The 13,450-nt window shown below is 64.6% G+C and carries 14 protein-coding genes; 4 read left to right on the top strand and 10 right to left on the bottom strand.

Going from position 1 to position 13,450, the window contains the following annotated elements; genetic code table 11:
- Positions 1–31: 31 nt before the first annotated feature.
- Both groL and GXY01S_RS05005 read right to left on the bottom strand, forming a co-directional pair.
- Positions 32–1,660 (bottom strand): chaperonin GroEL, encoded by a 1,629-nt coding sequence (gene groL / locus GXY01S_RS05010; protein WP_061272516.1) that lies wholly within the window; start codon positions 1,658–1,660, stop codon positions 32–34.
- A 63-nt stretch (positions 1,661–1,723) separates the two neighbouring features.
- A complete protein-coding gene (locus GXY01S_RS05005; protein ID WP_061272514.1) occupies positions 1,724–2,014 on the bottom strand; it encodes a co-chaperone GroES in 291 nt (96 codons plus the stop codon).
- Between the two features lie 445 nt (positions 2,015–2,459).
- Here GXY01S_RS05005 and GXY01S_RS05000 point away from each other — a divergent pair, with 445 nt between their 5' ends.
- Complete coding sequence (locus tag GXY01S_RS05000) at positions 2,460–3,122, top strand: dienelactone hydrolase family protein (RefSeq protein WP_061272512.1); 663 nt, start codon at positions 2,460–2,462, stop codon at positions 3,120–3,122.
- 71 nt (positions 3,123–3,193) lie between these two features.
- On the opposite strand, the gene GXY01S_RS04995 is transcribed toward GXY01S_RS05000, so the two are convergent.
- Both GXY01S_RS04995 and GXY01S_RS04990 read right to left on the bottom strand, forming a co-directional pair.
- On the bottom strand, positions 3,194–4,099 hold the full coding sequence (locus GXY01S_RS04995) for an S-methyl-5'-thioadenosine phosphorylase (protein WP_061272511.1): 906 nt from the start codon (positions 4,097–4,099) through the stop codon (positions 3,194–3,196).
- Positions 4,089–4,907 (bottom strand): cytochrome c1, encoded by an 819-nt coding sequence (locus tag GXY01S_RS04990; protein WP_061272509.1) that lies wholly within the window; start codon positions 4,905–4,907, stop codon positions 4,089–4,091. The genes GXY01S_RS04995 and GXY01S_RS04990 overlap by 11 nt, the downstream gene beginning before the upstream one ends.
- A 174-nt stretch (positions 4,908–5,081) precedes the next feature.
- Here GXY01S_RS04990 and hemF point away from each other — a divergent pair, with 174 nt between their 5' ends.
- A complete protein-coding gene (gene hemF, locus GXY01S_RS04985; RefSeq protein WP_061272507.1) occupies positions 5,082–5,990 on the top strand; it encodes an oxygen-dependent coproporphyrinogen oxidase in 909 nt (302 codons plus the stop codon).
- A gap of 118 nt (positions 5,991–6,108) precedes the next feature.
- Positions 6,109–7,188, top strand: a complete 1,080-nt coding sequence (locus GXY01S_RS04980; RefSeq protein WP_061272505.1) for a hypothetical protein — start codon at positions 6,109–6,111, stop codon at positions 7,186–7,188.
- 33 nt (positions 7,189–7,221) lie between these two features.
- Here GXY01S_RS04980 and GXY01S_RS04975 read toward each other — a convergent pair whose 3' ends face one another.
- The 5 genes from GXY01S_RS04975 to GXY01S_RS04955 form a co-directional block, all read right to left on the bottom strand.
- On the bottom strand, positions 7,222–7,833 hold the full coding sequence (locus GXY01S_RS04975) for a Smr/MutS family protein (RefSeq protein WP_061272695.1): 612 nt from the start codon (positions 7,831–7,833) through the stop codon (positions 7,222–7,224).
- Between the two features lie 175 nt (positions 7,834–8,008).
- Entirely contained in the window at positions 8,009–9,415 is a 1,407-nt protein-coding gene (locus tag GXY01S_RS04970; protein WP_255210362.1) for a cytochrome-c peroxidase, read from the bottom strand.
- Positions 9,416–9,502: 87 nt separating this feature from the next.
- The gene (locus tag GXY01S_RS04965; RefSeq protein WP_061272502.1) at positions 9,503–10,393 is read right to left on the bottom strand and encodes a DNA-methyltransferase; all 891 of its coding nucleotides are present in this window, start codon (positions 10,391–10,393) and stop codon (positions 9,503–9,505) included.
- Between the two features lie 36 nt (positions 10,394–10,429).
- Positions 10,430–11,647 (bottom strand): murein transglycosylase A, encoded by a 1,218-nt coding sequence (gene mltA / locus GXY01S_RS04960; protein ID WP_061272499.1) that lies wholly within the window; start codon positions 11,645–11,647, stop codon positions 10,430–10,432.
- Positions 11,648–11,699: 52 nt separating this feature from the next.
- On the bottom strand, positions 11,700–12,380 hold the full coding sequence (locus tag GXY01S_RS04955; RefSeq protein ID WP_061272497.1) for a Tim44/TimA family putative adaptor protein: 681 nt from the start codon (positions 12,378–12,380) through the stop codon (positions 11,700–11,702).
- 206 nt (positions 12,381–12,586) lie between these two features.
- On the opposite strand from GXY01S_RS04955, the gene secB reads away from it, so the two are divergent.
- Positions 12,587–13,108 carry a protein-export chaperone SecB gene (secB, locus tag GXY01S_RS04950; RefSeq protein WP_061272495.1) on the top strand — a complete coding sequence of 174 codons (522 nt, stop codon included), beginning with the start codon at positions 12,587–12,589 and terminating at the stop codon, positions 13,106–13,108.
- 169 nt (positions 13,109–13,277) lie between these two features.
- Here the strand turns inward: secB and GXY01S_RS04945 are convergent.
- A partial coding sequence (locus tag GXY01S_RS04945; protein WP_169797728.1) for a transposase domain-containing protein occupies positions 13,278–13,450 on the bottom strand: 173 nt, incomplete at its 5' end.

Genomic DNA, 13,450 nt, shown 5'->3' with positions numbered 1-13,450 from the left:
CTTGGGGCCGGGGTGCGCAGGGCTGGCCGGATCAGAAATCCATGCCGCCCATGCCACCTTCCGGTGCCGCGGGCTTCTTCTCGGGGCGCTCGGCAACCATCGCCTCGGTGGTGATCAGCAGGCCCGCGACCGATGCCGCATCCTGCAGCGCCGTGCGCACGACCTTCATCGGGTCGATGATGCCAGCTTCCACCAGGTCCTTGTAGTCGCCGATCTGGGCATCGAAACCGAAGGTGTAGGTGTCGTTTTCCAGCACCTTGCCAGCAATGACCGCACCGTCTTCACCCGCGTTGTGGGCGATCTGGCGCAGCGGAGCCTGCAGGGCCTTGCGGATGATCTCGGCACCAACGCGCTGGTCATCGTTATGGAAGTGCAGGCCACCAAGCTTGGTCGATGCGCGGGCCAGCGCCGTGCCACCACCGGGAACGATGCCTTCTTCAACAGCCGCACGGGTTGCGTGCAGGGCGTCGTCCACGCGGTCCTTGCGCTCCTTCACCTCGATCTCGGTGGAACCACCCACGCGGATCACGGCAACGCCGCCTGCCAGCTTGGCCAGGCGTTCCTGCAGCTTCTCGCGGTCGTAGTCGGAGGTGGTTTCCTCGATCTGCGCGCGGATCTGGCTGCAACGGCCCTTGATGGCCTCGCCTGCGCCCGCACCCTCGACAACGGTGGTGTTTTCCTTGTCGATGTGCACCTTCTTGGCGGTGCCCAGCATGTCCAGCGTCACGCTCTCGAGCTTGATGCCGAGGTCTTCGCTGATGACCTGGCCACCGGTCAGGATCGCGATGTCTTCGAGCATCGCCTTGCGGCGGTCGCCAAAGCCCGGCGCCTTGACGGCGGCGACCTTCAGGCCACCACGCAGCTTGTTGACCACCAGGGTCGCCAGCGCTTCGCCATCGACGTCTTCAGCGATGATCAGCAGCGGACGGCCGGACTGCACGACAGCTTCAAGCAGCGGCAGGATGGGCTGGAGCGAGGAGAGCTTCTTCTCGTGGATCAGGATGTAGGGGCTGTCCAGATCGACGGTCATCTTCTCCGCATTCGTCACGAAATACGGGGAGATGTAGCCACGATCGAACTGCATGCCCTCGACCACGTCGAGTTCGGTGTGCAGGCCCTTGGCCTCTTCCACCGTGATCACGCCCTCGGAGCCGACCTTCTGCATCGCCTTGGAGATCATCTCGCCGATTTCATGCTCGCCATTGGCGGAAATCGTGCCGACCTGTGCGGTCTCGGCAGGCGTGGTGATCTTCTTGGCGTTCTTCTTCAGCTCTTCAATGACAACGCCAACCGCCTTGTCAATGCCGCGCTTGAGGTCCATCGGGTTCATGCCGGCGGCAACAGCCTTGGCGCCTTCACGCACGATGGCCTGTGCCAGCACGGTTGCCGTGGTGGTGCCGTCGCCTGCGATGTCGTTGGTCTTGGAGGCGACCTCACGGACCATCTGCGCGCCCATGTTCTCGAACTTGTCGGCCAGTTCGATTTCCTTGGCGACGGAGACACCGTCCTTCGTGATGCGCGGCGCGCCGAAGCTCTTGTCGAGCACGACGTTGCGGCCCTTGGGGCCGAGCGTCACTTTTACTGCATCGGCCAGAATGTCCACGCCGCGCAGCATGCGCTGGCGGGCTTCACCGCCGAACTTTACGTCCTTGGCTGCCATTGTTCTCTTCTCCGTATGGAAAGGTTTTTTAAAAGGTTACCCGGTGCGGAAAGCGCAGGTGGGTCAGGCGACCACGCCCATGATGTCGCTTTCCTTCATGATCAGCAGTTCTTCACCGTTGATCGTCACTTCCGTGCCCGACCACTTGCCGAACAGGACGCGGTCACCCGCCTTCACGTCGAGGGCCACAATCTGGCCCTGCTCGTTACGGGCACCTGCGCCCACCGAGATCACCTCGCCTTCCATCGGCTTTTCCTTGGCGGTCTCAGGGATGATGATACCACCTGCTGTCTTTTCCTCGCCCTTGAGGCGACGGACGACCACACGGTCATGCAGGGGACGAAATTTCGTCATGGATCGCTCCAAATCTTCTAAAGGTAACGCCCTTGAATCAAGCAACGCCACCGGTTGGCGCGCGCGCCAGGCCGCATCGCGTTAGCACTCCCCTCGTGAGAGTGCTAAATACCAGATAGGTGGCCCCCCCACAGGTGTCAAGAATGGCGCGCGGCGAGACGGCGCAGAATTCGCGCGCAAAAGGGCCAGCGGAAAAAAAACCGTGTTTTTACGTTTAGTATCAATGGTTTGATAAAGTGTTCCGCCCCCCATCAAAAGCGGCGGAACAGCCCTCCCTACAATGCATGACACGCTGCCGCGCCGATTCCATCACGCAGCCCGGCTAGGCGGGCCTGAATGCGAAAGAATTCTCATAAAGTCGCCCCTCACGCGGGTTTCATATTGACGTCAGGGCAGGCCGCATCATTCTTTGCCCGGCAATGAAGGAAAGAATGGAGTGAAAACCATGGGCGCAGTCGTAACCGTTACCGCAGCGGACGGGCATGAATTTTCCGCCTATCGGGCTGGTCGGCCCGATGCGGCGCGCGCCGTGGTGGTGGTGCAGGAAATATTTGGCGTCACCCCCTATATCCGCGCGGTGTGCGATGCCTTCGCCGCCCAGGGCTATCAGGCCATTGCCCCTGCCCTGTTCGACCGCGCGCGGCGCGATGCCATCCTGCCCTATGATAATGCGGGCATGCACGAAGGGCTGAAGCTGCGCGCCGAAGTGGGGCAGGAGAACGCGCTGCGCGACCTCGTGGCCGCAGCCGATATGCTGACAACCGAGAAGAAGGGCATCGTGGGCTTCTGCTGGGGCGGCAAGCTGGCGTGGGAGGCCGCGTGCCACACCAGGGCGTTCGCAGCCGCCGTGGCGTGGTATGGCGGCGGCATTGCCGAGAGCCGGGGCCAGGTGCCCAACTGCCCCGTGCAACTGCATTTTGGCGCGGAAGACGCCCATATCCCGGCGGACGACGTGGACGCCATCCGCGCGGCGCATGAGGAGATCGAGATCTTTACCTATGAGGGGGCCGATCACGGCTTTGGCTGCACGGATCGCCCGTCCTACAACGAGGCCGCCGCCACCCTGGCCATGCAGCGCACGCTGAGCTTTTTCGAGCACTGGCTGTAACCGCCAAAAAAAATGCCGCCTTTTTGAAAAAAGGCGGCATCCAAAAACTTCTGTTTTTTCAAGGCCGTTTTTTAACCGCGGCTGAGCACGCGGCCCGCAACGGCTTCCAGCTTCTTGAGCAGCGCCGGATCACGCTTTTCGGGGGCTGTGATGATGGCGTGCTCGAGCGCGCGGTCGCAGCCTGCATAACAGGGACCACGCTTCGCACCGAGCTTGGGGATGACCGAACGCACGAGCGCGCGCGCGCGGCTGGCGTTCTGCTGCATGACCTTGACCACCGCATCAACCGTGACGCTGTCATGGTCGTCGTGCCAGCAGTCATAATCGGTGACCATGGCCACGGTGGCGTAGCAGATCTCGGCCTCGCGGGCGAGCTTGGCCTCGGGCATGTTGGTCATGCCCACCACCGAGCAGCCCCATGAGCGGTAGAGGTTGCTCTCGGCACGGGTGGAAAACTGCGGGCCTTCCATGACGAGGTACGTGCCGCCACGGGTCACGTCCAGCCCGAGTTCACGGCACTGGCCCTCAAGCACGTCGCCAATGCGCGGGCAGAGCGGGTCGGCCATGCCGACATGCGCCACGCAGCCGGTATCGAAAAAGCTCTTCTCGCGCGCGAACGAACGGTCGATGAACTGGTCGATGACCACGAAATGGCCCGGCGGCAGTTCTTCCTTGAGCGAGCCGACCGCCGAGAGCGAGACGATATCCGTCACACCCGAGCGCTTGAGCGCATCGATATTGGCGCGGTAATTCAGGCGCGAGGGCGGCAGCGGGTGGCCCCGGCCATGGCGCGGCAGGAACACGCAGCGCACGCCATCAAGCCGGCCGAACAGGAGCTGGTCGGACGGCTTGCCCCACGGGGTCTCGACCGTGCGCCATTCCTTGTCCTCAAGGCCCTCGATATCATACAGGCCGGACCCGCCGATCAGGCCGATAACCGGCTCGATCTGCGCGCCGGTGGCAGCGTTAGTGGACATTGGACCACGTTCTCCGTTTCAGACAGATGGAAATTACAAGCAAGATCAGCAGGAACACGACCGCCCCCACGCCCGCGCGGTGGCGTGCCGTCAGGTGCGGGCTGGCCACCCAGGCCAGGTAGGTCGTGACATCACGCGCCTGCTGCTCAACCGTGGCGGGCGTGCCATCGGGGTAGGTAATGCCGCCTTCATACAAAGGCGGCGGCATGGCGATCTGCCCGTTGGCGGCATACGGATTATAGAACGTGCCCGGCGGCACCACCGTGCCCGCGGGCGGGGTCTGGCCGTAGCCGGTCAGGAAGGCATAGATGCGGTCCACGCCGCCGGGATGCACCACGGCAAGGCGCGACTGGTCGGGCGGCACCACGCCATGATTGGCCGCCGCCGCCACATGCGCATCGGGATAGGGGGAGAGCAGATGGTCATCCATGTTGGCGGGCCGGGTGACCGGGTGGCCGCCTGCATCCACCCCCGCCGGAATGTGGTGGCTGGCCGCCAGCGCGTTGACATCCGCCTCCTTCAGCCCCAGCCCGGCCAGGTCGCCATAGGTGACGGACTTCATGCCGTGGCAGGCGGAACAGACCTGGGCATACACCGTGTAGCCACGCTGCACGGCCGCCATGTCAAAATGCCCCAGCGGCCCCTGAAAGCTCCAGTGCCGGGGAGGCGGCTCGCGGTAGTCATGCGGCTGCGCCCTGGCCCCGCTGCCCAGTGGCAGGAGTGCCAGCAGGCCGCCAAGCAGCAGGCCACGGCGTAACATGATGCGCCGGCGTTGCGCCACGCGCTGCTGATGACCCGGTTCATGCATGTCTGCTACTGTTCCTGCCGCAATTTCCGTCTGCCCCGCATTTCGGCACGGGGCTGGCCTCCTTCCTAGCGGCAGCGCGGCCGGTCTTGCAATCACCCGTCTTGCAATAAGTGGAACAAACGGGCACCCGTAATATCCATCACGAACGACCAGAACGGGCTAAATGAGACCAGCATGACAATTTCCCGCACCCCCGTCGCCCACGACGCACTGAAGGACACGGCCCGGACCTGGTTTGAAACCCTGCGCGACCGGATCTGCACGGCCTTTGAACAGATCGAGGATGAGGGCGTGGCCGCTGGCACGCCCACCCTGCCCGGTAAGGAAAAAGCGGGCCGCTTCGAGCGCAAGCCGTGGTCGCGCACCAACGACGATGGCACGCCCGGCGGCGGCGGCGTGATCAGCCTCATGCGCGGGCGCGTGTTTGAAAAGGTGGGGGTCAATGTCTCCACCGTGAGCGGGGTGTTCAGCCCCGGCTTCCGCGACTCGATTCCCGGCGCGTCGGAAGACCCGCGCTTCTTTGCCACCGGCATCAGCCTCGTCGCTCATATGTGCAGCCCGCTGGTGCCCGCGGCCCATTTCAACACCCGCATGATCATCACCACGCAGGGCTGGTTTGGTGGCGGCGGCGACATTACGCCCATGTTCCCCGAAAGTGCCGAGGCCATCAGTGATGGCGCGCGCTTTCATGACGGGTTCCGCAAGGCATGCGAGAAGCATGACCCGGAATACTATCCGCGCTTCAAGGAATGGTGCGACAGGTACTTCTACCTGCCCCACCGCGATGAAGCCCGCGGCCTGGGCGGCATTTTCTATGACCGGCTCAATACCGGCAACCTCGATGCCGATTTCGCGTTCACCCGCGATGTGGGGCTCGGCTTCCTGGAAACCTATCCCGACATCGTGCGCAGCCGCATGATGGAGCCGTGGACACAGGAGCAGCGCAAGGCGCAGCTTGTCCGGCGCGGGCGGTATGTCGAGTTCAACCTGCTGCATGACCGTGGCACGATTTTTGGCCTCAAGACCGGCGGAAACACCGAAGCCATCCTCATGAGCCTTCCCCCGGAAGTCCACTGGCCATAAGAATAGCCGCCATGCCCGTTTCACGCTCCCTGCCCTGCCCTGACCAGCCCGTCCGCCCCCATGCGGCGGAACCCCACAGGGCATTGGTTGCGCGCAGGCCCCACCGGCAGCGCCAGCCATGATCAACCGCCGGGCTTTCATGGCCCTTATGGCCGCAGGCTCCGCCCTGCCATGGGGGGCACGGGCCTCGGAACTTCCACGCGAGCGCCTGCCCCAGCTTCCTTCCGGCACGCCGGGGCTGCTCATGGCGGGCAGCCACAGCGCCATGGCGGAACGCTGGAGCCCCATCCTGCCCACGGCCCTGGCCCAGGGGCTGGGCCAGCCCACCCCGCTTGGCGTGCGCGATACGGTGGGGCAGGACGGGGTGACGGGGGCCAACCTGTTCGATTCCCAGTTCGCATCCGATGGCATGATGGCGCTGGCGGCCCCCGGTTCGGCGCTGGTTTCCTCGCTGTGCGGCGACCCGCGCATCCATTTCGACTACAGCCGCTGGCTGCCGTTGCTGCTCAGCCTGACGGTGCCCATCGTGATCGGGCGCACGCAACTGCACCGCAGCCTTGGCAGCTTCATGCGCGACCGGCCCGTGCGCATTGCCGTCTCGACCCTGACCGGAATCGAACTGCCCACCGTGCTGGCCATGACGCTGTTCGGGCTGCGGCCCATACCGGTTACGGGCCTGGCCACGCCGCAGGCCGCCGCCGCCGCCCTGCGCGACAACCAGGTCGATGTCATCCAGATTACCGACCCGCTGGGCACGCCCGAGACGGCGGCGCTGACCAGCACGCTGGCGCAGGCGGGCTGCCCCGCCCTGTTTGCCCTGACCGACCGGCCCGGCCCGTGCAGCCTGCCCGGCCAGACGATCATGAACATGGAAGACCGGCTGCGCCAGGATGCGCGCTCGGCGCTGAACAGCCTGCTGCATGCGGCGCTGAAGCCGCTGGCGGGGGCCGCGGGAGTGGATCTGGCGCTGGTGCTGCCCATGCTGACCTCATCGGCCACGCTGGCGCGGTGGCGGGCGGCCACCACGCAGGCGCTGCATGATGGCACCCTGCAGGCCACGATGCATGATGCAGGCCGCACGCTGCTCACCGGCACGGACGCAACCGAGGCGCTGCGCCAGATCTCGGGCGATACCTCGAGCATCATGACCCTGCGCCGCTGGCTGGCCGCCAACCTGCCCACCTGGCGGCTGGGCTGAGGGGGCGATGGTAGTAGCGGCGCGGCGGCGGCTCTAGCGGTACACGCCGCGCCCCGGCCTGCGCAGCAGCACGCGCACGGCACCCTGATTGGCCGCATGCGGGTGCACCACCGCCAGGATCAGGCGGCCAAGATCGCCGCGCCCCAGCCAGAACGGCAGTTCGCGCCGCAGGATGCCGCCATGATGGCCGCTGCCCAGCCCGGTAATGATCTCGACACAGCGCACATTGTCGGCATGCGCCTGAATGAGAAAGCCGTGCAGGCGGTGGAACGCCGTCTGCGCCACCTGCCCGTGCAGGTCCAGCCTGCGCTCGGGGCGCAGCTTGCCGCTCACCAGCCCGCGCCAGCTCGTATCATCGAGCCCCGGCCTGCGCACACCGATCTCGAACGCGCCGCCCTTTCCCTTCTGCACCGTCAGGCTGTGGCTGGCGGTCTGGTGCACCGCATGCACGCCGCCCTGCGCAAGGCGCTGCATGATGGCCGCGCGGCTCATGCCCGGCCGGTCGGCCTCGGGCGGCACGGAGGGCGGCAGTGCGGACGGCGGTGTCTGGCCCGTGTGGCGTGGCATGGTCCGTAGCGGCGCAATACCCTGCGCGAAGGCCGCCCACAGGGCCTGTTCCTCCTCGTTCAGTCTGCGCTGCCTCACGGTATGATTCCTTTCTGCGGGCCGGTGGCCTGCGCGCATAGAATCATACCGCGCCCGCAAGGTCCATGTTTTCAGGCATGGCACCCGCGCAAAAGCCCTGAAAAGCCAGCGGGAAAAACATCCGGGAGAACGCCGCCCTTTGAGATAAAGGCGGCGCCCGAAAACTTTTATCCTCTCACGGCGCCGTATTGCGCAGCGTCTCGCCCTGGTAGCGCCCGGTCAGCGTGTTGAGGAAGGCCACGATATCCGCCACGTCAGGATCGGACATGTCATGGTCCGGCGTCTGGTAGCGCGCCATCTTGCGCACGGCCTCATCAAGCGTTGTGACGCTGCCATCATGGAAGTAAGGCGCGGTCAGCGCGATGTTGCGCAGGTTGGGCACCTTGAAGCGCTCCATGTCAGCCGGGTCGTGCGTGACTTCGAAACGTCCCCTGTCGGCATCGGTCAGCTTGCCGCCACGGGCCGCGAAATAATCGCCTTCCAGCCCCATCGGCTCAAGCGCCTGGCCACCCATGGACGGGCCGGTATGGCAACCGGAACAGCCAACCTGCTTGAACAGCGCGTAGCCATGCTTTTCCTGCGTGTTCAGTGCTGCGTCATCGCCTTTCAAATACTGGTCAAAGCGGCTATCCGGGGTGATCAGCGTCTTTTCGTATTCCGCGATGGCGTTGGTGATGGTGCCTTCATCAATCGTATCGCTGCCAAAGGCGGCCGCGAACGCAGGTGCGTAGGTCGGGTCGGCGCGCAGGCGGTCTGTCACGGCGCTCCAGTCATGCGACCCCATCTCGACCGGGTTCATGACCGGGCCTGCCGCCTGCTGTGCCAGCGTGTCGGCGCGCGCGTTCCAGAACTGCCATCTGCTGAAGCCCGCATCGAACACCGTCGGCACGTTGATCGGCCCCTTCTGGGCGCCAATGCCGGTGGCCGTGACCAGACCATCCACGCCGCCATGCTGCAGGCTGTGGCATGAGGCGCAGTTCGACTTTTCATCACCCGACAGCCTGCGGTCAAAGAACAGGCGCTGGCCCAGCGCCACCTTGTTGGCATCCACCGCGACAGATTCGGGAATGGGCTGCACGGGTTCGGCGGCAAAGCGGTCGGCAACGCCGGCGGTGGCGTAATGCTGGCGGCGCACCTGCGCGATCCAGGCCAGCATGCTCTCGCGCTGGCTGGCGGAAAGATGGGCATGCCAGTGCATGAGCAGGTACAGCGTGGGAGGCATGCGGTTCTGGTTGATGACTTCCTCGATGCGGGCCAGCTTTTCCTCATCGGGCACGCCGCCATTTTGCAGCGCGTCGATCACCGGCTCCACGCGGAAGTGGCGCAGCCCCTCGGCGCGGTCGCGGCTCATGAGCGGCTGCGCTACGGGAAGGCGGAAGTAGAACGGCAGTTCGACCTTGGCCGCATGGCAATAGTCACACCGTGCCTCGCGCACGACATCAAGTGCCGCGGCGGACACGGCATCCACGCCCGCACCCGCAGGGGCAGGCGCGGTTGCGTGATCAAAATGGGTGAGATAGGCGACCGTACCGCCATACACCACGCCCCCGGCCACCACCGCCGCCGCAACCATCTTCCTCATCGACATGCAAAACCCTTTCGCTTGGCCTGCGGACGTTCTGGTCGATTGGGGGATTATTTGTCAAAACAATCGTTTTAATGAAAACGATCAATAATTTCGATCATCCATCCCGTCCGCGCCCGCTTCAGCCGCCGCCATAGCTTGCCGCACGCGCTGCCGGGCCACATTGACATAGATGGTATCGAGATCAATTCCGATGCCCCGCCCCCCTTCGCGCACGGCGGCGACAAGCGTGGTGCCCGTGCCCATGAAGGGGTCGAGCACCACCGGCGCGCTCTTGCCATGCAGGCGGATGCACATCTGCGGCAGCATGACGGGAAACGTGCCGGGATGATGGAATTTCTGCGCCTTGCCCTGCACCGTCTCATACGGAATGAACCACGTATCGCCCCGGCAGCGCCGGTCCTGGCGGTGGCCACGGCGCACGATGTTGGACTTGTCCATGTAGGGCACGCCAATATCGAGCCGGTTCAGCCCGACATCGCCCCCACGGGTCAGGTGGAACAGGTGCTCGTGGTTACGGTTGAGGTAACGGTGGCTGTTGACCGGCTTGAAGTGACCATGCGTGTCGGTGCCGACCGAGATCGACTTGACCCAGGCAATATGGTTTTGCAGCACGAACACTTCGCGCAGCCGAACCATCAGTTCGAACGGCAGCCAGGGCTGCGCCGATGATCCCGCCACGTTGAGGAAGAACGACCCGTCAGGCCGCATCACGCGCCGCACCTCGCGCGCGATCTCGACCATCCAGTCCAGATAGCCGTCCTCTTCCAGCCGGTCGCGATAGGTGCGGTATTTCAGGCCGATATTATAGGGCGGCGAGGTCACGACCACATCCACGCTATCGGCTTCCATGCGGCGCAGCGCGCGCAGGCAGTCGCCGCGCACGAGCAGGTGCGGCCCCTCGGTGTAACGGACAGTCCGCGGCAGGCGGGGTGTGGATGCGGAAACCTGCCCCGCGCGGGGTCGCCCTGTCATGATGCTGCTACGCTCTTAACTCCGCCCGGAGCGGATCTAGTGTTTGTGTTTATGCCTGTGCTTCTTTTCCTGCCCCGGTTCGCTGCGGGGCACCAGCAGGATCATCTGGCCGGGTGAATGCAGGTTTCCCGCTGCCTGCGCGGCTTCTGGCCCCCAGCCCATATACAGGTCGGCCCGGTCCGGTCCCTTGATGTCGGTGCCCAGATCCTGCGCGAAATCGAGCCGGTTCCACGCAGCAATGTGGCCTGCAACCGGCACCTGCGCCTGCACCCATACCGGGCTTCCCAACGGAATGTAAGAGCGGTCGACCGCCATGGAGCGCCCCGGTGTCAGCGGCACGCCCAGCGCGCCCGGCGCACCGGCCAGCGGGCTGTCGGACGGCAGTTCGCGGAAGAAGACGTAATTGGGATTCTGCTCCATCACCGCCCGTGCCTTGCCCGGATTCGCTTCCAGCCAGCCCCGGATGGAGGCCATGTTGACATCATCGCTGCCAATCAGGCCCTGCGCCACCATGGCCCGGCCCAGCGGCACGTAAGGCTGGCCATTGAGGCCATCGAAGCCAAGGCGGACCACCTCGTCATTGGGCAGGCGCACGCGGCCTGAACCCTGAATCTGCAGGAAGAACAGGTCAACCGGGTCGGCCAGCCACAGCAGTTCGAGCTTTTGATGCGCGAGTGCGCCGCCGTCGATCTGCGCGCGGGTCCAGTAGGGCACGACCTGCCCGTCATGCAGGCGCCCGGTCACGACATTGCCCTGCGCGTCACGCTGGCGCAGCAGGTCGGACGGCCTGCGGTAGACGGGGGTCTGGTAAATGCCGCCACGACGCAGGGAACCGCGGATCTCGGGCTCATAATAGCCGGTGAACAGCATGCCGCCCGCCCGCTTGCCCGCGGCCATGCGGGTTGGCACGAACCATTGCTCGAAAAATGCCCGCGCAGCAGCCCGGTCGCCGGTCGGCACCGCGCGGGCCGCCGTGCAGGCGGCCTGCCAGTCACCCACCTGATGGCCCGCATGCGCGGAAGCATCGCCCCCCAGCCCGCTTTCAGGCGGCAGGCTCTCGATCTTATGGCATTCAGCCAGAAAGACGGGAAGCGCCTCTTCGAGCGCATCGTCCTGCCAGCCGGGCAACTGGCTGAAGGCGAGTGCGCGGGCATGGGACGATGGTGCCTTTGCCCCCAGCGTGGGAGACTCCATATGGCACCCGCACAGGGCGACTACGGCGCACAACGGCGCGATACGCTTAAACACTTTCATAAAGATGTATTTATCATGACTTTATTGGTGAAAGTAAGGCCGTTCCTGCACCCTACGCGCTGCGGCTTGCCCCAAGCCGCCAGCCATCACCATTAACGCCAAGAATACGCTCGAACACCCACAGGTCGGAGAACTCGGTCACCGCATCCACGCCCGCCACCGGCTGGCCATTGCCATCCAGCGTGACGCTGATCTGGTCGGACACGATGCGCACCTCAACATGGGCGACAGGATTGGGGCCTGTCGTCTCGTCGATATCCGCGCCAATGATGGCAATATCGGTAATATCGCGGATTTCGCTGCGCAGCGTCTCGCCCGCCTGCTGGCGCGACGCGATCGCGGCCTCGAACGCCGTGAAGGTCGCCGCGGTCAGCAGCGTGCGCAGCGTGTTCAGGTCGCCCGCCGCATAGGCGGTCACGATCTGGCGGAAGGCCGCCTCCGTGCCCTTGGCAAACCCGTCTGGCGTGAAATCGGGCTGGAGTGCCGCGATGCGGGCCAGCACGCCGCCTACGCGCGTATCGGGCGTGGGGATGTCATAGGTTACGGCGGGGGGCGGTGGTTCAGGCGCCGTTTCCACCACCGTGGGGGCCATGGGCGGTGGCGCCACGGGACGGGGGGCCTGCTCGGCGCCAACACGGCGACCGAGGATACTGCGCAGCCGCAGCACGAGAAAAACAGCCACCAGCCCCAGAACAATCAGATCCAGCGGAAAATGACCAAAAGAAAAATTCATGCCGCGCGTCCATTACCGCAGGCGGGCCAGCCTGCCAAAGATTACCCTACGTCACAACATAGGCAACGCCCGGAGCCAGCACAATGCGCGACGGGCGTTAAAATTCCGGCAGCTGGTATGGCATCACCTGCATACCCATGCTACGGCCAGAGAATACGGTACCCTTAAATCCTTTTGCGTCTCTCTTGTGGGGAATACAGACAAGCATGTCCGACACGACCAAGCCGCCCACCCCTGAAAACGACCAGACCGCCCCCCCGGCACAGCCGCTGGCGATCAACCTGCAATACATCAAGGATCTTTCGTTCGAAGTGCCCGCCGGGGCGGAAATCTTCGCAACGCTGCGCACCAACCCGCAGATTTCGGTCAACATCGATGTGCAGGCCAACCGTCTGGAACCCGACCAGATGGTGTTTGAGGTGATCCTGGCCGTAAAGACCGAGGCCAGCGAGCCGCCGCAGCAGGAAGGTGGCCCGCAGGGGCGTCCGGTGTTCATTGCCGAGCTGGCCTATGCCTGCATCGTGACCCTGACCAACCCGCCCGCCGAGCTCGTCGAGCCGATCCTGCTCGTTGAAGTGCCGCGCCTGATCTTCCCCTATGTGCGCAACATCCTCAGCGAGGTCACACGTGATGGCGGGTTCCCGCCCGTGGTGCTGCAGCCGATCGACTTCGTGGCGCTGTGGCAGGCCAAGCGTAACTCGTTTGACCAGACGCCGGGCCACGCCTGATCCTTCTGGCGGTTACGGTTACAGGCAAAAAGGCCGGGGGCATGTGCTCCCGGCCTTTTTTCATGGGTCGTGCAATTCATGCGCCAAGGCTGTTATTTTCTCAGACACCGTTTTAAAAACAACTCATTGATGAAAAAGAGTAATCATCCGGCGAGAGACGCGGGCGTATTCAGGCGGCGATGGTATTGTGGACCTGCTGGTGGGCTTTCCAGTGCCAGGGCAGGAGTTCATGGAGGCGTGGATTGGGAATGTCATTGATCCGTGCCAGGACATCAGCGAGCCATGCCTGGGGATCGACATCGTTCAGGCGCGCGGTGACGATCAGGGAATACATGGCGGCAG

Source organism: Komagataeibacter xylinus NBRC 15237 (assembly GCF_001571345.1).
GTDB classification, from domain to species: domain Bacteria; phylum Pseudomonadota; class Alphaproteobacteria; order Acetobacterales; family Acetobacteraceae; genus Komagataeibacter; species Komagataeibacter xylinus.
This window is presented reverse-complemented; position numbering and strand designations above follow the sequence as displayed.